This window comes from Phycisphaerae bacterium (genome assembly GCA_012729815.1).
Lineage (GTDB): Bacteria > Planctomycetota > Phycisphaerae > JAAYCJ01 > JAAYCJ01 > JAAYCJ01.
Genome location: JAAYCJ010000047.1, coordinates 1 through 20,341, shown reverse-complemented (window position 1 = coordinate 20,341; position 20,341 = coordinate 1). Strand labels below are relative to the sequence as shown.

The following is a 20,341-nucleotide window of genomic DNA, read 5'->3' as shown; positions in this document are numbered from 1 at the left end:
AGCCATGCGCCGATCACCCCTTCGCCTCCTCGACGGAGGCCGGTTCCGCCAACTCCTTGATCGGCACCTCCGCCGCCAGACGCCCGACGTTCACCAGCGCCTGCTGCTTGTGCAACTCCATCCGCACCACCGTCCCTTCCCGCCGCATGTTCCTGATGAACACCCGCTGCCCCGCCTTCAACGAATTGACCCACTCGAGCCACCGGCGATACGCCTCGCGCTCGCGGTCGACCTGCTCGATCCGCGACTGCAGTTCCTGCTCCCGCTGGCGTGCCTGATGCTCCGCCGCCTGGGCCAGGCGGCGAGCCTGCTCCGCCTCACGCCGCGATCCGACCGCAGCGTCGATCGCCTGCTGGAACGCCTTGACCCGTTGCGATACGTAGCCGCGAGCCCGCTCCAACAGCCGCTTCGACGCGCCCAGGTGCTCCGCGATAATCAACGCGTTCGAATTGCCCGGCTCGCCGATGTGCAGCCGGTAGGTCGCCCGCAGCGTCTGCGGATCGAATTCCACCGCTGCGTTGTCCGCCCGCGGGCGCCGGTACGCGTAGCTCTTAAGTGGACTGAGGTGCGTGCTCACCATCGCCCGCGTCTTGCGACCCAGCAGCTCATCCAGAATCGCCTGCCCGATCGCCGCCCCTTCGTCCGGGTCGGTGCCCGCGCCCAGTTCGTCGATCAACACCAGACTCGACGGCGTGGCGCAACGCAGAATGTGCAGAATCCGCGTCAGGTGCGAGCTGAACGTGCTCAGCGACTGCTGGAGCGACTGCTCGTCGCCCACGTCGATAAAGACGTTGTCAAAAACCGGCAGCACCGAGCCCGGCCCGGCGGGAATGAACATCCCCGCCTGCGCCATCAGCACCATCAGGCCCACCGTCTTGAGAGCCACCGTCTTGCCGCCCGTGTTCGGCCCGGTGATCACCAGCATGTCGAAATCATCGCCCAACCGCACGTCGATCGGCACCACCTCCCGCCCCTTGCCTTCCTGATCGAACAACTCGACCAGCAGCGGATGCCGCGCCTGCCACAGCCGCACCAACCCATCCCGGCTGATCTCCGGCCGTACGCACCGACGCTTCACCGCGTACGCCGCCTTCGCCGTCAGCATGTCCAGCCGGGCCAGCGCCCGGATCGCCACCAGAATCTCATCTCGATTCAGATGGATCAGCCGCGACAGTTCCCAGAAGATCCGCGACACCTCCTGCTGCTCCTCCTGCCCGAACTGGATGATCGCGTTGTTCAGTTCGACCGCCTCCGACGGCTCGATGAACAGCGTCGCCCCGCTGTCGCTGCTGCGGTGGACGATGCCCGGAATCTGCTGGCGATAGTTGGCGCTGACCGGCAGCACCATCCGATCGCCCTGAAACGTCCAGTTGGGATATTGCAGCACCTTGACCACCGACGGCGTCCGGACCAGTCGATCGAAAATCTTGCGCACCCGTCGCCGATGGTCCTCGATCGCCGTGCGAATCTTCAGCAGCTTCTCGCTCGCGGTGTCCTTGACCCGTCCCGACGCCTCGACGACCTCATCGATCCGCCACGCCAAGGCCTGGAAATCGCCGATCCGCTCGCCAAGCTGATGCAGGTGGACCAGTTCCGCCGGCAGATTCGCCAGGTACGCCTGAACGTAGTGCGTCGCACGAAGCGTCTGGCCGACCAGGTAGAATTCCTCCCCGCTCAGCCCCGACCCCGGCTGAATCCGCTGAACCAGCCCCGCCACGTCGCTCGCTCCACCCAGCGGAGGCGGACCCGACAGCGCCAGGGCCTGAACCATCTGGTCCGTCTCCTCCAGCCACAGATGCACCAGCTTCTCCCGATTCGCCGGTTGAAGGTGGCCGATCAGCTTGCGTCCCAGTTCGCAACGGGCGTGCCGGGCGAGAACGGACTTGACGGCTTCGAATTCCAGCTTATCCAGGCTGTGAGGGTCCATGAATCCTGCTACGGCCCGGCGGCCTGACTGGCGGGTGGGACCTCAAGCGTCACCCGGTATACGTCGGAATCAATCGTCTGCCTCAACCCTGAAGCCTCGACGTGGAACTCCACCTGCTGGCCCGCCCGACCCGGCACCGCCACCCGGTGCTCCCGCGCCGGCCCCGAAGCGATCGTCCGGTACGATTGACCCGGCTCGAAACGGTAGAACAGCATGGAGTGAGACTCCGCGTTCGTCGCCCACCCGACGTGAAACGTCCCGTGCTCGCTGAGCACCGCCGCAAAATCCGGCCCCTTCTCGAAAACCAGTTTCTCCTCCGGCCTCGGCCACAACGCCCACGCCATCAACGCCAACACCGGAAACGCCACCGCGGCCACGATGATCACCGGCTTGTAGCTCAGCTTCCGCCGATTGCTTGCTCGTCCCATGCCATTCCTCTCAGGTGCTCGACTCCACCGGCAGCCTCAATTCCTCGCCGGCCTTGGCCCGCGCGGCGTGGACGATTAGGTCCGCCGCCTCGACGACGCCGAACTGCGCCACATTGACCACCAGGTCGTACCGCCGCGGGTCGTAGGCGTACTTGCCGAAGTGCGTCTCGATGAACTGGCTGCGGCTGGCGTCCACCTTCCGCATCTCCCGCTTGGCCTCCTTGGCGTCCAATCCGGTCGCCTTCGCGTAACGCTCCAGCCGGTAGTCCTCCGGCGCCACCAGACGCACCGCCAACCCGCACGCCCGCGGCAAAACGAAGTTCGCCCCGCGACCCAGGATGATCGCGTGCGTGTTGTGGCAAATCGCCAGCAGGGCTCGCGACAACCGCTTGAAGTACTCCACCTGTCCCACCGCCGGCCCAAACGTCAGTGAACTGGCCACGTCCTCGATCCATCCGACCGTCCGGTCGTCCAGCGTCTCGTACAGCTTGTGCCGGATGTCGTCCTCGCCGGCCATGTAGTTGAGAATCTCCTTGTCGAACTTCTGGAATCCCGTCCGTTCGACCACCAGAGGCACAATCGCGTCGTCGGAGGCGCCGCACTCGCGTGAGATCGCGATGTAGAACTTCACCGGTTTGGCGCAGGGCGCCTCCCCTTCCTTCCGCGAGCGTTCGCGGGCCAGTTCCCACGCCCGCATCTGGCGCTCGACCAGGGCCGATATACCGGTGCCGCTCGTATTCATGCCGATACTCCTTATCCTGATCCACGACGGGAACCGTCCGATGATTCCCCGTCACACCGTCCGATAAGTCCGCCTTCGCATCGGTCCGCCACAAGCCCGCCCAAGGAATTCTAGGCCTATTGTTATTGTAAGTAAAAAAACACCAGTGCGACAGCGAAAACTGCAGCCGAAACGCTTCGCCCTCGACGCCGCCCGACCAAACGATATAATGGCCGGAGATCTTGATCGAGGACCATCAATCATGAACCGGCCGAATCTCTACATCATCCGCTATTCACTGCCGCCAGAGCCCGTCGAGGTCAGACCGCAGCGTCTGCACCGCCTCCAGCAGTTCTGCCGCGACGCCAAAATTGACGAAGTCATGTTCTTCCTCCTGCCCGAGGAGTACAACCGCGGCCAGTGGCGCCAGAGCGACTACCGCCCCTGGCTCGACTTCGCCGCCGAGGCCAAAGCCATCGTCGAGCAGGCCGGCCTGGCCGCCAGCATCAACCCCTGGCACACCCTCCTGCACATCGACCGCGGCCGCCGCAGTCTGGATCTCCACTATCGCCGCATGGTCCTCGACACCGGCCAGACCTGCCTCTCCGTCGCCTGCCCGCTCTGCCCGCAGTGGCAGAGGCTCTTCGTCAACGCCTTCACCGATTTCGCCGGAGCCGGTTTTCGAACCCTCTGGATCGAGGATGACTTCCGCTTCCACAACCACGGCTACGGGGCCTGGGGCGGGTGCTTCTGCGACGAGCACATCCGCGAACTCCGCCGCTGCGGCGCCGAGGCGGCCAGCCGCCAGGAACTGCTGGCCAACCTCAACGCCGCCGACAAGGTCCACGGCGACCGCCTCATCTGGCAGCGACTGATGAGCCGAACCCAGATCGACATCGCCCGTCAGCTTCGTCAGGCCATGGACGCCATCGACCCGCGGATCACGCTCGGCCTCATGACCAGCCACATGGCCTGCCACGACGTCGAAGGCCGCGACTGGGCCACTCTCATCGAAACCCTCGGCGGTCCGCAACGGGTTCCGGTCCGCCCCCACGCCGCCGGATACGCCGAAGCCAGCCGCAACGGGATCATCGACCCCGCTGGCAACCTTTCAGCCACCCTCAACGCCCTGCCCAGAGGGACCAAAACCTTCTTCGAACTCGAAAACGCCCCCACGTCCCGCTTCACCAAGTCCTCGCAGCAGACCGCCATGCAGATGGCCTTCGCCATCGAAGGCGGCTGCGACGGCCTGACCCTCGACGTGCTCGATTTCCTGGGCAGCGGACCGGTCAGTGAACCGACGGTCGCTCCCATGCTTGCCGCGCAGAAGGACAAGCTCCTGACTCTCCGGGAACAGGTCCGCGACACTCAACCGCTCGGTGTCCTCTGCCTCCAACCGCTGGGAACCGCCTCAGCCGCTCCGGGTTCCGGCTCGCCCAACCCATTCCACATCCCAACCATTCACTACGGATGGTTCACCTATCTCCAGGCCTGCGGTTATCCTTGCACGGTCCAAACCCGCTGTGACCGCATCGGCCCTGACCGCCTCTGCGCGCTGGCCGGACCCTCCGTCTGGACCTTCGCCCAGGACACCCTCGAGAACCTGCTTTCCCACAACACCGTCCTCCTCGATGCGATCGCCGCTGAGATTATCCACCGGCGCGGCCTCGGCCGACTGATCGGTCTGGAAGCCCTCACCCGTCTGGGCCACCACGAGCGCCCCTTCATCCTTGAAGAAGCCCTCGAAGTCCCGCCGGACAGGGTCCCGCAGCGCGCCAGCATCAACGCGATCGACGAGGATCCCGATTACCGGATCGCCCTCTATCAGACCGCCCCATCCGCCCAACCCAAGACCCGTGTCCTGGACGCCGACCTCCAGCCGCTCGGTACGGGCAGCTACGCCTACGCCAATGACCGCGGCGGCAAAGGCATCGTCCTGCCCACCCCCCTGCCACCGCCGATCCGCCTCTACACGCGATTCCGAAAGCTCTGGCTTGACCAATGGCTCGAAGAACTTGGGGCAGCCGCCAACCTGCCCCGTCTGGTCGAAGCACCGTGGGTCTACATCTCCGCTCGCTCCTCAGCCGACGTCAAAACCATCTTCCTGGCCAACGCCATGTTCGAAGTCTACGACCGCATCGAACTGCTCGTACCCCAGGGGTGGACCTCCCTGGACTGGTCCCAGGCCCTCCACGGCCGCGACTGCCCCGTCAGCGTCAGATTTACCGATCCACGCCGAATGGCTGTGACGACGGAAATGGTCGGCAATGACTGGCTGATCCTGTCCGGTCGCTGACATCGACAAAAACGTCGATCCGAGCCCGCCGGCTACAAAACCGTACAACGTCGCCACCATCATCAAGCCGCCAAGCTGCCTCTCTGGTGCCGTAACAGGCTCTGGATTCTTTTTCCAGCCTCTGGCACAGCCGTTGCTATTCACTAACGCGACGGCTTCGCCACCAAGCGGAGCGGACGCCCGTCGCCCTCAGCGGTCGGCGGACGGCAGTCCCTGATGGTGCTATCACGGCCGGCATCGGCCGCTGACTGGCGTCAACACCGCAACCGTGCCGTACGGTCGCGGCAACCGGCGCCTTGGTGTCCGCGAGTTTTTGGAGGCACTCTGATGAGATCGAACCTGCGTAACTGTCCCTCCCTGACCGCTCCGGCGGTCCTGTTGCTGCTGGCCGCCTTGGCCGCTCCGGCCGTCGGCGAAGAGGTCAAGGAACCTGGCCTGACCGAAGGGGTCGAAGAAGTGACCGAGCCCCAAACCGCGGTCGAGGAGCCGCAAGCGGGAAGGCCCGTCGGCCTGGGAGTTACCTCCTATCTGCTCAGCGACTACATCTTCCGCGGCATCAACTTCTCCGAATACGAGAGGGAAGGCCGGGAAAAGCCCAATCATCAGCTCGTCACCACCATGGGTGTCCCCTTGGGCGAAGGCGGCAAGTACGGCACCGTCGGGTTTGACACTTTCTTCGAGTGGTATGCCGACCAGGAGAAGATCAACCCGACCACCTCCGACAACACTCAGGAAATCGACTACACCATCTGGTGGAGCTACGACCTCGAACGGATCGCCACCACCGCCACCCTCGGATGGACCATGTTCGTGTTCCCCAACGTCCAGGGCGTCGGCGACAACGACCGGACCCACGAGTGGTTCGTCAGGCTCGAGCACAACGACGCCTGGATGTGGCGATCGGTCGGCTACGAAGGCGAAGACGGCATCCTCAACCCGTCCTTCTTCCTCGCCCACGACATGCAACTCGCCCGCGGCGCCTGGATGGAGTTTGGAATCAATCACCCCTTTGCCCTCACTGACGACCTGGTGTTGACTCCCTCAGCGATCTTCGCCATCGACGGCAGCTACCTGGGACCCCTCCTGGGCACTGACGACCATGACTTCCGCTACGCCTACACCCAGCTGGGCCTCGACCTGACCTACGACATGACCTCCCTGCTCCATCTGCCCGAATGGGCCGGAACCGTGGCCATCAGCGGCATGCTCTTCTACACCTGCCCTACCGAATCGGCCGAGCACACCGGGCTTGAAGACCAGTTCTGGGGCGGCATGGCCCTCTCGTGGGCGTGGTAACAACGTGGCCACGGATATCCGGAGCCCACCCAGGTGACACGGCGAAACCGGAGAATATTCTGCAGTCCCCTACCGACAAGTGACGAAAGTGTAACTAACACTGATAGCAGCATCAAGGCAGGGACACCGAACTGCGGCTTAAACGTAGGCAGGATAAAAGGTTGTGAATTCCATAACGGGGCCGCGAGCAAGGACACACGCAGACCCAGACACTTTCGTTACACATTGGCGCCCAGACATTTAAGTAAGAATCTCTCTCGGCTTCGGGTCAGGTTTTCGTTGCATTCCTGACAAATTGACAGTATAAGTTTCTCAATGTTGAGATCCGGGTTTTCACGAAAGGAGACTCTATGAAGGCTCGCGCACTTCGAGCGATGGCGGCAGTGATGGGTCTGGCGATGACCGGCTGCACCTGCCTGGACTGTGACGTCAACGACGCGGTCTGCACCGCCGTGTCAAACGTGATCGCGGGGACCATCGAGGACGTTTTCGCCCTGCTGATCACCCCAATCCTCGGAGCCCCCGCATAGTCAGGCCCGACGATCTGGGTTCTCCGAACCCAACGTAAGCTCCGGCTCCCGTTCGCACCATCCCTTGCGGCCGGAAACCGGAGCTTCTGCTTCTTTGATTCGCCCGCCTCAGGATCCCCTCACATCCCCCAGTATCGCCGATTCGCCCAATTAAATCCACTTTGGATAATTTGTGCTTGCCTTCCCGCGGACACGCCGGTATTCTGTATTCCAACGACGGCAGCATACCGCGATCCAGCGATCAAGGAGCACGTGATGATCATCATCGGTGAGAAGATCAACGCGACGCGCAAACAGGTCGGAGCGGCCATCGAGGCCAGGGATCGCCACGCCGTCGCGGACCTGGCCAGCATCCAAGCCCAAGCCGGCGCCGCCTACCTCGACATCAACGGCGGACATCCCACCGGCGAAATCGAAACCGTCCGCTGGCTCCTCGAAATCGTCCAGGAGACCGTCAACCTTCCCGTGGTGCTCGACAGCGCCAATCCCAAAGCCATTCAGGAAGGCCTCAAGCTCGTCAAGCAGAAGCCCATCATCAACTCGGTCTCTCTCGAAAAGGACCGTCTCGAGCAGTATCTGCCCCTCGTCAAGGATCACGAATGCGGGGTCATCGCCCTGCTGATGAGCGACGCCGGCGTCCCGACCTCCCTCGACGACCGCAAGCAGCGGGCCGAGGAACTGATCGGCAAGCTCCAGGATGCCGGCAAGAAAATCGATGAAATCTACGTCGATCCCTGCTTCCTCGCCGTCTATACCGAGGCCAACGCCGGCCTCGACGTCCTCCAGGCCATCCGGTGGATGCGCCAGAAATGGCCCCAGCTTCACATCACCGGCGGCGTGAGCAACTCCAGCTACGGCTTGCCCAAACGCAAGTGGGTCAACCAGGCCTACCTGGTCCTGGCCATCGGGGCGGGTCTCGATTCGGTCATCATCGATCCCACCGTCGAAGGAACGTTGCCCCTGGTCATGGCCGCCGAGGTCATCCTCGGGCTCGATCAGATGGGAATGAACTATATCGAAGCCGGTCGGAGCGACAGAATCTGACCATCCGCTGAGGATCCAGTCGACCGAAACCATCCTAAGATTGTGTGGACCCGGAAAGTATTCCGGGCCTTGCGGATATTGTGCGCCTTGAGGAGTATGTCATGGGTGCGGAAAACTTGCTCAAACCGGGCTTGGGAACGTCGGGTGCCTTCACGATCACCGTCGAGTACACCGTCCCCGACGTCGCTGAACCCTTCGCCGACGACCTGGCCAAACTGGCTGAGTTCGTCGGCCAGGACACTCGCGTCGCCGGCATGGCCCTGACCGATCGTGTGCCATCGCTGACCACCCACGACACCGTCGATCTGGCCGTCCGCGCCGCCGCCGTCAGCGGCAAAATGCCCCTGGTCCACATCTCCGGCAAGAACCGCAATCAGGACAACCTGCGGGAACAGCTTCAGCGGCTGATCGACCACGGCCTGCAAAACGCCCTGATGATCACCGGTGACGAACCTCGCTCCGAACTCGAGGACCCCATTATCCTCGTTCCCGCCGGCTTCACCGATTCTGTCCAGGCGATTGACTTCGCCAAGCAGACCAGCCCGGACCTCTTTGTGGCCGGAGCCGTCAGTTCATTCAAGTACTCCGTCGCCGCCCAGACCATGCAGTACATCAAGATGCAGAAGAAGCTCGACCGCGGTTGCGACGCGATCTACAACCAGGTCGGCCTCGACATGCGCAAGGTCCACGAGTTGATCCTGTTCGCCCAGACCCAGGGCATCGGCGCCCCCATCGTTCAGGCCCTCTACTGGCCGACCGCTGTCCTGGCCAAGCTGGCCCTGCAGGACGAGCTTCCTGGCGTGGTCGCCACCGAGGCGATGCATGAGTTCCTCAAAGGCCTCTCGTCCGATCCGGACAAGGGCAAGGGCCGACGAACCCGGATCCTCGCCCTCCAGGTCGCCCTCTGCCGGACCTGGGGCTACGCCGGCGTCCACATCGGCGGGATCAAAAGCCCAGCCAACATCAAAGCCGTCCTCGACGCCGCCGATGAAATGGCCGCCACCCGCTCAGGCGACCAGCTTTGGACCCAGTGGCAAGAGCTCTGGAAGACGCCGGAAGGCCAACCCGTCGCCACCGCGCCCGCCAACGGCTTCTACTGGTTCAAACCCGACGGCAACGGCCTCAACCTCCGCGAAGAGACTTCCGTCGACGCCCCGGCCGGCGCGTCCCTCAAGTACCGTTTCATGCAGGCGATCCACGATGTGTTCTTCAGCGGCAGCATGACCAACGGCGGCCGGATGCAGCGGCTGTGCCTCTGTGCCGACCGTCGGCGGTGGCTTCGCGGGTCCATGTACCGCTTCGAGCGGGCCTGCAAGTACCCACTGGTCCAGTGCCAGGGTTGCGGCTCCTGCTCCCTTCCGGAGACCGCCTACGTCTGCGTCGAGGCCTCCTGCGCCAAGAAGCTGCCCAACGGCCCCTGCGGCGGCTCCAAGGTCGGCGACGAATGCGAGGTCCGGCCCGGCGTCACTTGCGCCTGGGTCAAGATCTACCGCCAGGCCCACCACGCCGGAGGCATGGGCAAGGTGGCACAGAGTTTCATACCCGCCAAGAACGTGGCCCTCAAGCACACCTGCAGTTGGATCAGCATGGCGGCCAACCGTGACCATCGCGCCCTGGGATTGCCCAAACCGCAGACCGACGACAACCCCTCGAATAAATAGACCGTTGGTCTACATGGATTGAGGAATCTGTCATATGCCTAGCCGGATCGGCAATGTCCGTGCATTAATACATTTACTGGTGTTTTTTCGCTGAAATTAATGCCAGTGGCCAGTTGACACTACTTATCTTTTTGTTAGAATCAGTTATCAAGCGACCTCTTTTGAATATTCACCTTCGACAGACCTCTCGGGGATTCGCATGTTGAGATGTGCGGCGGGGAGTTTCTCTCGCTGCTGTACATGACCGTTCGGGAGGATTGAGAAAAGGCCTGGAATAACAGTGTGGCTATCGATTCGTTGACGAGGTCCGTTATGTGCCCCGTGCATCAGGGCGACGTGGACAACAGTGTGGCGTTAAGACCGCGTCTTCGGCAAGTCGACGGCGAGTTGTTGGTTCGTGCCGCGGCCAAGTTGAATCTCTCGCTGGCCGTGGGCGCATTGCGTCCCGACGGCTATCACGCCTTCGAAAGCCTGATGACCACCATCACTCTGTCTGACACGCTGCGCGTCTGCCGGTCGGACCCGGGAATCCGGATTACCTGCGACGACCCGGCCGTACCCACCGACAGCCGCAACCTGATCTACCGGGCCGCCTCGCTGCTGGCTTGGTACGGAAGGGTCAGCCCGGCCGTAGCGATTCATCTCGAAAAACACATTCCCATGCAGGCCGGGCTTGGAGGCGGCAGTGCGGACGCCGCCGCGGCCCTGGTGGGTCTCAACGAGCTCTGGGATCTCCACCTGAACCCGGAGCGCCTCGGCGAAGTCGCCGCGGTGCTGGGTTCGGACGTCAAATTCTTCCTCCTGGGCCCCATGGCGATCTGCCGGGGTCGAGGTGAGTTGGTGGAACCGCTGGACGGCTGGGACTTCTGGGCCGTGGTCATCCAGCCGGTCGAGCGGTTGGCGACAGAACAGGTATACCGTTACCATCGGGTGAGCGATCCCTGCTGTTTGGGACTGGCTGACGATCTGGCGCGAGAGCTTCCGGGCCAACGAGCCTCCGAAGCGGCGGAGCGTTTCCGCAACGATCTGGAGGCCGCGGCCTTTCGCGCCAATCAGGATTTGGGCAAGCTTCGTGAGGAACTTGAATCGCTGTCGGAAACGCCCGTCCGGCTGTCCGGATCGGGAACGGCCATGTTCGCGATCCTCGACTCTCGCGACCAGGCCGATCGACTGAGGCGGCGGATCAATCGCTCACACCCGCATCTGGCCACCTGGTTGGTCAGAAACAACCCATGGTGACGGAGAGGAACTTCTCGAGGGCTCAACGATGCAAGTAACCGAAGTGAAGGTCAAGCTGGTGGACATCAGGGCCGAACGCCTCAAGGCTTTCTGCACCGTCACGCTGGACGGAGAGTTCGTGGTTCGCGACATCAAGGTGATTGACGGTGCGTCGGGCCCCTTCGTGGCCATGCCCTCCCGCAAGCTCGCCGACAAGTGCCCGCGATGCGGCGCCAAGAACCATCTGCGGGCCAAATTCTGCAACGAGTGCGGAACCCGCCTGCCCGACGCCCGCGTTCCCAAGGACGATACCGGGCGCGTCAAGCTTCACGCCGACGTGGCGCACCCGATCAACCCCCAGTGCCGTCAGCGGATTCAGGACGCGGTCCTGGACGCCTATGAAAAAGAATTGGAGAGGTCCAAGTCTCCGGACTACGTCCCCACCCGCATGGACGAAGACTACGGATACGACACAGGGCACGAGCCCGAGGAACGCGGCGGAACCGCCAAGCACTGATCGCCAGCCGGCGATCCACCGTCAAAGCAAACGGTTCATATCCTTGGCGGAGCAGTTCTCGCCGCGATGTTTGATGTTCACGCCGATCTGGACCGCGGCCTACGTCTGCTCGCTGGCCTCCGCCGCCGTTTGCGCCGGAACCGGCACCGCCTCCGGGACGATCATCTGGCCAAATCCGGTATTGCCGCTGTCGTCGTCAACCTTGATGGAGATCAGCACCGGCCCCTCATCCGGAACCGGCACGATCGTCTCCACGTACTCGCTCCTGCTGTCGTAGATCCCGTCCGCCGGGGCCAGGTAGAGCCACTCATCCTGCGCGTTGATGCGGATGTAGGCCTTCTCGATCAGCGACAGCTCGTCCACCAGATTGGCCTTGACCAGCAGATCGCCCGTCTCAAGCCGCTCCGTCTCCAGGCCCACCACCCGCGGCGCCGTGTTGTCCACCAGCACCGGATCCGAAACCCGCGCGCTTTCCATCGCCATGTCCGGCGGATTGTCCTGGCGGTCCGAGGCGACGACCTTGAAGATGTACTCGCCGTCCGGCGCCGCCGTCGGATCCCACTGGTAGTTCGTCGGCTGAAGATCCTGGTCGATCCGGAACCAGTACGGCGCGCCGGCCAGACGGGCGTACAGGTCATACGTGAGGGTGTCGCCGTTGGCGTCGCTCGCCTTCCACATCAGCTTGTACTGACGCAGCTTCGGCGCCGGTCCGTTCGGCTGCGGCTGCGGCGGCGGCGGAACACTGTTCATCTTGTTGCCGCCCGGACGCTCGCCAGGCCGCAGCACCTGCAGACTCTCGATCAGCGGCGGCTGATTGGGAACCAGGTATGCGATCTTCACCGCTGAAAGCCTCGCCGTCGCATCGCCCTTCGGAGCGAACGTGATCTTGTATTGGATGAACCGCCCGCTCGGCGAAAGGATCCGCTGCGGCTCGCAAAGGCTCCGCGGCTCCGACCAAGCCGACCAGGCCGGGTCGTCGTCATCCTGAATGGCGCTGCTGCGGGTCTGGACCTGCGGACAGACATCCGGAGCGCAGGCGTCCGCGAACTCGCCAAAGATGTTGCCCCATCCCGCGATCTGCTCGGCGTCGAAGACCTGGCTGGTGAACGTGCCCGTGCCGGCCAGACCCGGTCCCAGCCGTATCACGCCGCCGGGCGATCCGGTCGCCACCAACAACGCGTCGTTCCGTCCCGGCGCCAGATCGTAGACGAATTTCGCCTCGGCCTTGGCCGCCGTCCGGACCTCTTCACGTTCCGGCAGAATCTCAAACACCCAGCCGTCAGGCCACGTGCCCGCGTACAGCGCGCCGTCGTGGAAGAGCAGATCGTTGAAATCAAGCTGGTCGCGGTAGACCTCGTTGACAAACCCCAGCCGGTCCAGCCGGTACACCGCGTTCTGCTTCCCGTTGCCCGAAGGCACTCGCCCCATCGCCGGTGATGACGAGGCCGAACGGCTCGGAGCCGCCATGGTGGTTTGGTTCGCGTTGCCCGAGTTCTCCGCCCCCGAGCCCGACGCGCCGCTCGGCTGCGTGGCCGGCGAACCGGGCGCCCGCTCCAGGAACGCCCTCGCCTCGCCGGGCGCCGCCTTGCCCGAAGCCGTCGCGAAATAGACGATCCCGTCCGGATCGGCGGTCAACGCCGAAATCTGGTCTTCCTGCGCGTCGTACAATGCCCGCGAGCGGTACTTTCCGCCATCCGGCTCAAGCACGTACAGAATTCCGTCCGTGTCCGTCCCGAGGTATACCATGCCCTCGCGCCCGCCCGTCATGGCGATGATGTTCTTCTGCTCGCACGAGAAAACCTCGCTCGCCCCGGACTCGTCGATCTGGAACACCTGCCCGTTGGGCCCCGTCGCCGCCAGCAGTCGGCCGCCATCCACCAGCAGCAGTGCCCAGATGTAGTTGACTCCCTCCCGCTGGAAGATCCGTTTGCTCTGGCCGTCGGGCGCAATCTCATAGATCAACCCCTGGTCGCCCGCCGTGCCCACGTACAGCTTGTCCGAAGCGCCAACCGCCATCGAAACCACGTAAGGCTGATCGGCCTTGAAGAGCTCCTGCCACGCCCCGTCCACGTGCTTGAACACCTTGCCGTCCGGACCGGTGCCCGCCACGACCGCGCCATCGCTGAGCTGGTCGATCGCGTAGACCGCGCTGACGTCCGCCCGGTCGCCCAGCAGCACCTCGCTGGTCAGCCCGAGCGCGATATACCCGGCGTTGCTGATCAGGACGTCCTCGTACTGCCCTTTCTTGAAGTCCGCCGCCTCGGTGTCCTCGAAAAAACTCGTGGAAACGGCGGCGGCCTGCGAGAGGCCCAGCAACACGGCGAGCATCGCCACGGCAAGATTCTTCATCGTCTGTGCTCCTGCTATAGCTGCGGTACTAGATTTTTTCGCGTGAGACGTCGATGGCGAACTTCTGAACGCCGCTCATGTAGAAATCCGCCGGGAAGGTGACGACCTGCCACGAGTTGATGCGCTTGACCAGGCCGGGATCGGCCGCCTCGAACTGTGCCAGCTTCGAGCCCGGCAGATCGGGCAGCGCGTGCGTGCTGATGCCCATGCCGGATCGGCGGTTATTCAGGGCTATGTACAGGCAGTCGCCGCGTATCCGGCTGACGTGCTCGACCAGCCGGAACAACCCCTGGCTTGACTGTGGGGCGTAGAGGTGCGGATAGTTCTGCCGGTCGGCGAGGATCGCCGCGTTCAGTCCGCCCAAGACCAGATCGTACCGCCCGTCCGGCAGGTCCTTCGGAATCGTGTACTCGATCCGATGGCTGAACCGGTCGCCACGGTACTTCTGAAGGTCCAGGTCGATCCGGACCGTCTCACCCGGCTTGTAGCATTCCTTGTCCGTGCGGGCCTGGATGACCGAGGTCAGACAGCACTCCGGCCGGATCTTGACGTCCAGGTCAATCCGGTCCGGCAATACCCGCGAGTACGGGTTGTTGAGCATCAGGTCGATCGGGTCCACCACGTCAGTGAGCATCGGCATGATCGACATCATGCTGCTGACGCTGCCGACTTCGATGCGGCCCAGACCGTCGAACGCCACCGAGCCCTTGTACTCCACCGTGTGCAGCTCGGGCAGGTTGTGGTGGGCCATGATCGAGTTCGCCGCGCAGATCAACGTCAGCATCGGCAGAAACTCGTGATGCGTGGCCAACTGGTAGTTGTACTCGCGAACGGCCCCGTCCAGATCCACGCGGACCGACAGGTCGATCATCTTCGGGCTCTTGCCGACCACGCCGAGCACCGCCGCCCGCTCGTCGCTGCGCAGCGTGCCGATCGGCTCGCCGCACGAACCGAACTTGAACGACGACATCTGGTTCGGAATGATGCTGTGGATGTAGCCGCCGGAGATCGGCATCTCGATTTCGCCCTGCTCGAACATCGAATGCCCGAACGCCCAGACCTTATCGCCGATGACCTCGGTGATCGTGCCGATCCCGTCCAGCGCCAGGTCGCCCTGAACGAACGGAATGCCGAGCACGCCCGCCGGCTCCATCTTCGGCGCGCCTTGCGGCGCCGATCCGGCGCCGCCCGCCGCCACCGCCAGCATGTTGTAGCCGCCCAGACTCTCCGCCAGCGCCGCAAACAACCCGCGGTCCAGCCCAGCCGCGCTCAGCGGCGTCGCCAGAGGAACCAGACCCGGGTTGAATGACGAAGCGGCCTTCGACAAACCGCCCGCCGCCGGCGTCTGCGCGTCGGTCAAATCGATCAGACCCGCCATCGCAAACCGGCCCTGACGGCCCTCATCGGTCATCAGGCTCGTTCCGGGCAGACGGCTGAGCAACTGCCGCGTCAACACGCCGGGCCGATGCGTCGAAACCACCTGCTGACCGCTCGGCTTGGCCGACACGTCCACGTCCAGCATGTGCTCGATCGGCTGAACCCCGCCGATCGGCGGACCGGGCGCGTTGAACTCCCAGCCATAGGCGATCGCCCCGATCAGTTTGTCGTTCCCGTCCTCCGGGTCGGTCAGATAGACCGGCGATCCGCTCATGCCCGAGATCACGCCCGTCCGCTCCAACTCGTGCCCGCGGAGTTTGACCAGGATCACGTCAAACTTCGGCCCGAAGTTGTGGACCACGTCCACGATCTCCACGTCGAACCGCTCGATCTTGTTCTCCGCGAACACGGTCAGGCCGTAGCCCTTCATCCCGCGTTTGACCTTGTCCAGCCCCATGTGCCGCGCCGGGTCGAAATAGCTGGATCGCTCAGCGGCCAGGCTGGGAACGGCGCCCAGCCACACAACCACGGCCAGAACAAGGGCGGAACCGGGAAGGCGAAGGTTGGTCATGCGCATCTTTAGCCCTCGGGGGTTGCGTGTCTTTATATACCTACATTACTGCTGTTGGATCGACGATTCAATACGAAACTCGTCGGGTCGGACATCAAACGCGGGTACACTGCCGCTGTGTCAAATTCTAGGCGCGGGCGACGCCGCCGCCGCCGTTTTTCCCGCCGATTTCAGGATCGCCAGCGCGCCGGCGATCCGAACATCAGGATCCGGATCGTCCAGTAACGGCCCAAGGTACGGCAGATCGTCCGGATCGGGCATCGCGGCCAGTGCCAGCGCGGCCAGATGCCGTATTTGCTGTGCTGATACTGTCGCACTGGTACTGCGGCGATAGCCAAGGGCGCCGCGGGCATCCTCGCGACCTCGCTCATCGCCCAGCATGGCCAACGCGCGGGCCGACAGCAGCCGCATCCCCAGACGACCGGAACGGCTCGAATCCTCAAACACGTAGACGATCTGCTCCCTGGCCTCCTGGCAGTTGGCCTGGCCCAGGGCCAGCACCGCCAGCGCGATCTCATCGTCGTATCCGCTGCGGCAGTAGTTGAGCATCAGGCGCTGCGACCGCCGATCGCCAAGAACCGTCATCGCCTCGAGCACCTGGAGCTTGACCGACAGGTCCTTGTCGCGGAGCCGCGCCCGCTTCAGGAGCTTGTTGGCCGCCGGCTCGCCCATCCGCCCGAGCACCATCGCCGTGTTGCGCCGCACCACCGGGTCCTTGTCGAACAGCGTATCGCCCAGAATGCTCGTGTACTGCTGATCGCCCAACACGTGCAATGCCCCAGCCGCCGCCGCCTGAACCGACCGGTTCGGGTCGCGCGTCTTCTCGACCAGCAACCCCTTGGCCGGCTCATACCGCATCCGAAGCACAGCCATGCACGCGGCAAACCGTACGCCCCAATACTTGTCGCTCAATCCCATGAGGACGTACTGCACCGACGAACTCTGGCCCGCCTCGCCCAACGCCTCGATCGCATGGGCCCGAATCAACGGCGACGGGTCGTCCATCGCGTTGACCAGAGTCAGCCGCGCCCGAACCGCCAGTTGATCGGGATTCACCGGTCCAAGCGGCCGAACCTGCGCACATCCCGCCGCCAGTCCGACCAGCAGGCAGATGAACCATCGTCCGTGACGTTTCATGGCGTTGTGGTTGTCCTTCGACCCAAAACTCTCCCGAATGCGGCGTCGGCCTTGACCGCCGCCGCCGCCGTCACCGCCAGGCAGATTATAGCAAACCAGTCGCCGTATCGGCTGTAAAAAGAAACCCGCTTGTCCAGCTTGATCGCCCGGACCACCGATCCGCGCGTGCCCCGCCCGTACGCCCCGTTGCCCACCACCTCATCGATCCGGCCCGTCGGGTCGATGAACCCGCTGATCCCCGTGTTGACCGACCTGGCGATGCCCACACGGTTCTCAACCGCCCGAAAGGCGCAAATCTGCAAGTGCTGCGGCAACTCCGCGCTGTGGTTGAACCACCCGTCGTTGCTGATGTTGATGAGAAAGTCGATCTGTTTGCGGTCGTTCTCCGGACTGACAAACCGCCGGATCAGGTACGCCATCGCGTCCTCGTAGCAGATCGCCACCCCGTAGCGATAGCTCTCGCCGCCCGCTGTCAGCTCAAACCGCTTGACCTCCTGCCCGTGCGTCAGACTGTACTCATACCCGCCCTGGCCGTACGGCGTCATGTTCTCGTTGAGGAACCGGTACAGCGGCGGAACGCTGTACCGAAACGGCACGAACTCCCCGAACAGCACCAGGTGAATCTTGTCGTAGCGATCCGCCAGTTCGCCGTCCGGCGCGAAGACCAGGGCCGAGTTGTACTTGTTGACCTCCGGATACGTGCCGGGCGTGTTGAACTCCTTGCTGATCGCGCCCACGATCAGATGGGCCTGCGCCTCGCGGGCGTGCTCGCTCAGCACGTCGTACACCTGCTGGCTGAGCCCCTGAACGTCCCGCAGGTCCTCGTCCTCCGTCGGATGCGTACGGTATTCCGGATTCAGCGAGATGCCGATCGACGTCTCCGGCCACACGATCATCGCCGGGCCCTGCCCTGCCGCTTCACGCGAAATCTTCAGATGCGCCGAAAGCGACTTGCCCAGGCTGGGACTCTCGCCGTTGACGGTCAGCGGAAAATCCTCCTGAACCACCGCCAGCCGCGGGCCCGCGTACACCGTGTCCTGTCCCAGCCGCCAGACTCCATAGATGAACGCCCCGCTCAACAGCGGAAGCACCACCGCGATCGCCACCACCCCGCGCCGCGTCCGCCAGCCTCCCGAGTACACCTGGTAAATCAACTCGGCGAAGAATCCATTGACCATCGCCACCAGGAACGTCACCCCATACGCCCCCACCAGATCCGCCACCTGGATGATCGCCAGGTTCCGGACCTGCGAATGCCCCAGAAAGAACCACGGAAAACCCGTGACCATCCAAGCCCGAAGATACTCCAGCCCCGCCCAGACCACCGGAACCGCCACGAACGCCGGCCAATGGTTGACCCTGACCAGCCGGTGGATCACCCAACCCGCCAACGCCCAGTACAGCCCCAGGTAGATGCTCATCGTGATATACCCGGGAATGGTGACCGGTGCGATCCACCAGACATTCAGAAAGAAAAACGCCATCCCCGCAATGGCGCTGATGATCACCTGCCGCCCGGGTGGACAGATGAAAACCACCATCAGCCACGGCGTCAGCGCCGCCCACGCCAGCCCGGACAACTCCACCGGCGGGTACGCCGCCGAGTAGAGCAGTACGCTGGTCAACGCGAGGCCCAGGTACACAGCGTTCTGCCACGTCAGCACCGCCGTCCACGCCTTCGCCAGTCTCGATTTTCCTTGAGCCGCTGCTTTCATCAGACTATCATTCGCATCGGATGCGGCACGGACAAAGCGCCAGCGCGTCGCCCCTTCCAAGGAGCCGGATCGCCACCGACACGCGGGCCAGCGCATCCATCCGCCCGCCCGCAAGCAGATTATAGGCGGCCAACGACCCAAACACCCCGCCCTGCGGCGCCAGTTGCGCCGCCGCCAGCCCCATCATCCGGGCCTCGGGGTCCACGTCGTAGCCGATGCTCTCCAGGATGATCTCCGGCAGGCTCTTGGGCTTCGGCAGCAGCACCGCCTGGTACGTCTCCAGCTCCGCCTCGCTCGCCGCCCAGTCGACCGCGTCGGCCAGCGTGCCGATCTCGTCCACCAGACCCAGCTCCACCGCCTCCGCCCCCGTATACACCCGACCGGTGGCCAGACGTTCCACGTCCTCAACCCGCTCGCCGCGCCCTTCCCTGACCCGCTGAACGAACAGGTCGTAAATCCGCTCGATCTGCCGCAGCAGCGTCTCGCGCCCGTGCTCCGAGAACCGCGAGAACGGATCGAACAGGTCCGCGTTCTTGCCGCGGCTCACGCTGAACGTGTTGACCCCGAGCTTGTTCAGCATCTCCGTGAAGATCGGCTTGCCCGTGATCACCCCGATCGATCCCGTGATCGTCGCCGAATCCGCGAAAATACGCTGACCCGCCACCGCGATGTAGTATCCGCCGCTGGCCGCCTCTGATCCCATCGACACCGCCACCGGCAGGTCCTCCGCCGCGTCGCGAATCTGCTGCCAGATGATCTCCGAGGCCGTCGACGACCCGCCCGGCGAGTCGATCCGAACCACCACCGCCTTGTACGTCCGGTCGCGGGCGATGTCGCGGAACGCCTTGCGAAGCGTCTCGCTGCCCGCTGTCCCGTCGGCCCCGAAATACTCCTCGCTCTCGCCCTCCACGATCATCCCATCCACCAGCACGATCGCGACCTTATTCTCCGCCTCGACCGCTCCGCCTGCTCCAAACGAGGTCAGCAGTTGGATCAGCCCGGCCAGCCCCGGCCGTATCTGCGGCGGCTTGGCCCGCCCGTAGTCGTACACCAGATACCCACCCGTCTCCTCCCGTACGCTCTCCAGGAAATCGCTGCGATGGGCCACCGCGTCGATCAGTCCCGCCTCCACCGCGTTCTCGGCCAAATACGGCCCGTCGTCGATCAGCGCCCGCACCTGCTCAGCCGTCAGACCGCGCCCTTCCGCGATCGCCGCCACGCTCTGCCCATAGATGCCGTCCACCAGGGCTGTGAGCTGCTCGATCATCTCGTCCGACGGCTCGTAGTTCGTAAACGGCTCAGCCGCCAGCTTGTACTGCCCCATGTGGATCGCCTCGGCCTCGATCCCGAGTTTGTCCATCAGCCCGCGAAAGTACAGCATCTGGGCATTCACCCCGAACAGCATCAGCGTCGCGCCCGGAGTCATCGCGATCCGCCGCGCCGGCAACGTCACCATGTAGCTGGGCCCCATGCTCGTATCACTATGGGCGAATACCGGCTTGCCCGCCGCCGCGAACCCCTTCAACTCCATCAGCAGTTCCTGCGACTGGGCCA

Annotated in this window: 15 protein-coding genes; 7 read left to right on the top strand and 8 right to left on the bottom strand. The window is 64.0% G+C overall.

Annotation, left to right across the window (positions count from 1 at the left end):
- Positions 1–13 precede the first annotated feature (13 nt).
- The 3 genes from GXY33_03700 to GXY33_03690 are packed head-to-tail and all read right to left on the bottom strand — an operon-like array spanning position 14 to position 3,097.
- Positions 14–1,927 (bottom strand): DNA strand exchange inhibitor protein, encoded by a 1,914-nt coding sequence (locus GXY33_03700; protein NLX04232.1) that lies wholly within the window; start codon positions 1,925–1,927, stop codon positions 14–16.
- Between the two features lie 8 nt (positions 1,928–1,935).
- Positions 1,936–2,355: a hypothetical protein gene (locus GXY33_03695; GenBank protein ID NLX04231.1), complete on the bottom strand. Its 420-nt coding sequence runs from the start codon at positions 2,353–2,355 to the stop codon at positions 1,936–1,938.
- A gap of 10 nt (positions 2,356–2,365) precedes the next feature.
- On the bottom strand, positions 2,366–3,097 hold the full coding sequence (locus GXY33_03690) for a cytidylate kinase-like family protein (GenBank protein NLX04230.1): 732 nt from the start codon (positions 3,095–3,097) through the stop codon (positions 2,366–2,368).
- 241 nt (positions 3,098–3,338) lie between these two features.
- Between GXY33_03690 and GXY33_03685 the strand changes: the two genes are divergently transcribed.
- The 7 genes from GXY33_03685 to GXY33_03655 all read left to right on the top strand — a co-directional run bounded on the left by GXY33_03685 (position 3,339) and on the right by GXY33_03655 (position 11,638).
- A complete protein-coding gene (locus tag GXY33_03685) occupies positions 3,339–5,372 on the top strand; it encodes a hypothetical protein (protein NLX04229.1) in 2,034 nt (677 codons plus the stop codon).
- 327 nt (positions 5,373–5,699) lie between these two features.
- The gene (locus tag GXY33_03680; GenBank protein ID NLX04228.1) at positions 5,700–6,668 is read left to right on the top strand and encodes a hypothetical protein; all 969 of its coding nucleotides are present in this window, start codon (positions 5,700–5,702) and stop codon (positions 6,666–6,668) included.
- 350 nt (positions 6,669–7,018) lie between these two features.
- Complete coding sequence (locus GXY33_03675) at positions 7,019–7,198, top strand: hypothetical protein (GenBank protein NLX04227.1); 180 nt, start codon at positions 7,019–7,021, stop codon at positions 7,196–7,198.
- Positions 7,199–7,453: 255 nt separating this feature from the next.
- Positions 7,454–8,242 (top strand): dihydropteroate synthase, encoded by a 789-nt coding sequence (locus GXY33_03670; protein ID NLX04226.1) that lies wholly within the window; start codon positions 7,454–7,456, stop codon positions 8,240–8,242.
- Between the two features lie 101 nt (positions 8,243–8,343).
- Positions 8,344–9,903, top strand: a complete 1,560-nt coding sequence (locus GXY33_03665; protein ID NLX04225.1) for a hypothetical protein — start codon at positions 8,344–8,346, stop codon at positions 9,901–9,903.
- A gap of 348 nt (positions 9,904–10,251) precedes the next feature.
- Entirely contained in the window at positions 10,252–11,142 is an 891-nt protein-coding gene (gene ispE / locus GXY33_03660) for a 4-(cytidine 5'-diphospho)-2-C-methyl-D-erythritol kinase (protein NLX04224.1), read from the top strand.
- A 28-nt stretch (positions 11,143–11,170) separates the two neighbouring features.
- Complete coding sequence (locus GXY33_03655) at positions 11,171–11,638, top strand: zinc-ribbon domain-containing protein (protein NLX04223.1); 468 nt, start codon at positions 11,171–11,173, stop codon at positions 11,636–11,638.
- A gap of 99 nt (positions 11,639–11,737) precedes the next feature.
- On the opposite strand, the gene GXY33_03650 is transcribed toward GXY33_03655, so the two are convergent.
- From GXY33_03650 to sppA, 5 genes are all read right to left on the bottom strand, one after another.
- Complete coding sequence (locus tag GXY33_03650) at positions 11,738–13,987, bottom strand: hypothetical protein (protein NLX04222.1); 2,250 nt, start codon at positions 13,985–13,987, stop codon at positions 11,738–11,740.
- 28 nt (positions 13,988–14,015) lie between these two features.
- Positions 14,016–15,941, bottom strand: coding sequence for a hypothetical protein (locus GXY33_03645; GenBank protein NLX04221.1), 1,926 nt, complete (start codon positions 15,939–15,941; stop codon positions 14,016–14,018).
- A gap of 114 nt (positions 15,942–16,055) precedes the next feature.
- Positions 16,056–17,072: a HEAT repeat domain-containing protein gene (locus tag GXY33_03640; GenBank protein NLX04220.1), complete on the bottom strand. Its 1,017-nt coding sequence runs from the start codon at positions 17,070–17,072 to the stop codon at positions 16,056–16,058.
- The gene (lnt, locus tag GXY33_03635) at positions 17,069–18,787 is read right to left on the bottom strand and encodes an apolipoprotein N-acyltransferase (protein NLX04219.1); all 1,719 of its coding nucleotides are present in this window, start codon (positions 18,785–18,787) and stop codon (positions 17,069–17,071) included. The genes GXY33_03640 and lnt overlap by 4 nt, the downstream gene beginning before the upstream one ends.
- A 7-nt stretch (positions 18,788–18,794) precedes the next feature.
- Positions 18,795–20,341, bottom strand: a 1,547-nt coding sequence (gene sppA / locus GXY33_03630; GenBank protein NLX04218.1) for a signal peptide peptidase SppA, incomplete at its 5' end; no start/stop codon positions are given.

What these genes read in the sequence shown, in the direction of transcription:
- GXY33_03700 (NLX04232.1), bottom strand. Translation starts at nt 1,927, where the DNA reads ATGGACCCTCACAGCCTGGATAAGCTGGAATTCGAAGCCGTCAAGTCC.
- GXY33_03695 (NLX04231.1), bottom strand. Translation starts at nt 2,355, where the DNA reads ATGGGACGAGCAAGCAATCGGCGGAAGCTGAGCTACAAGCCGGTGATC.
- GXY33_03690 (NLX04230.1), bottom strand. Translation starts at nt 3,097, where the DNA reads ATGAATACGAGCGGCACCGGTATATCGGCCCTGGTCGAGCGCCAGATG.
- GXY33_03685 (NLX04229.1), top strand. Translation starts at nt 3,339, where the DNA reads ATGAACCGGCCGAATCTCTACATCATCCGCTATTCACTGCCGCCAGAG.
- GXY33_03680 (NLX04228.1), top strand. Translation starts at nt 5,700, where the DNA reads ATGAGATCGAACCTGCGTAACTGTCCCTCCCTGACCGCTCCGGCGGTC.
- GXY33_03675 (NLX04227.1), top strand. Translation starts at nt 7,019, where the DNA reads ATGAAGGCTCGCGCACTTCGAGCGATGGCGGCAGTGATGGGTCTGGCG.
- GXY33_03670 (NLX04226.1), top strand. Translation starts at nt 7,454, where the DNA reads ATGATCATCATCGGTGAGAAGATCAACGCGACGCGCAAACAGGTCGGA.
- GXY33_03665 (NLX04225.1), top strand. Translation starts at nt 8,344, where the DNA reads ATGGGTGCGGAAAACTTGCTCAAACCGGGCTTGGGAACGTCGGGTGCC.
- GXY33_03655 (NLX04223.1), top strand. Translation starts at nt 11,171, where the DNA reads ATGCAAGTAACCGAAGTGAAGGTCAAGCTGGTGGACATCAGGGCCGAA.
- GXY33_03650 (NLX04222.1), bottom strand. Translation starts at nt 13,987, where the DNA reads ATGAAGAATCTTGCCGTGGCGATGCTCGCCGTGTTGCTGGGCCTCTCG.
- GXY33_03645 (NLX04221.1), bottom strand. Translation starts at nt 15,941, where the DNA reads ATGCGCATGACCAACCTTCGCCTTCCCGGTTCCGCCCTTGTTCTGGCC.
- GXY33_03640 (NLX04220.1), bottom strand. Translation starts at nt 17,072, where the DNA reads ATGAAACGTCACGGACGATGGTTCATCTGCCTGCTGGTCGGACTGGCG.
- lnt (NLX04219.1), bottom strand. Translation starts at nt 18,787, where the DNA reads ATGAAAGCAGCGGCTCAAGGAAAATCGAGACTGGCGAAGGCGTGGACG.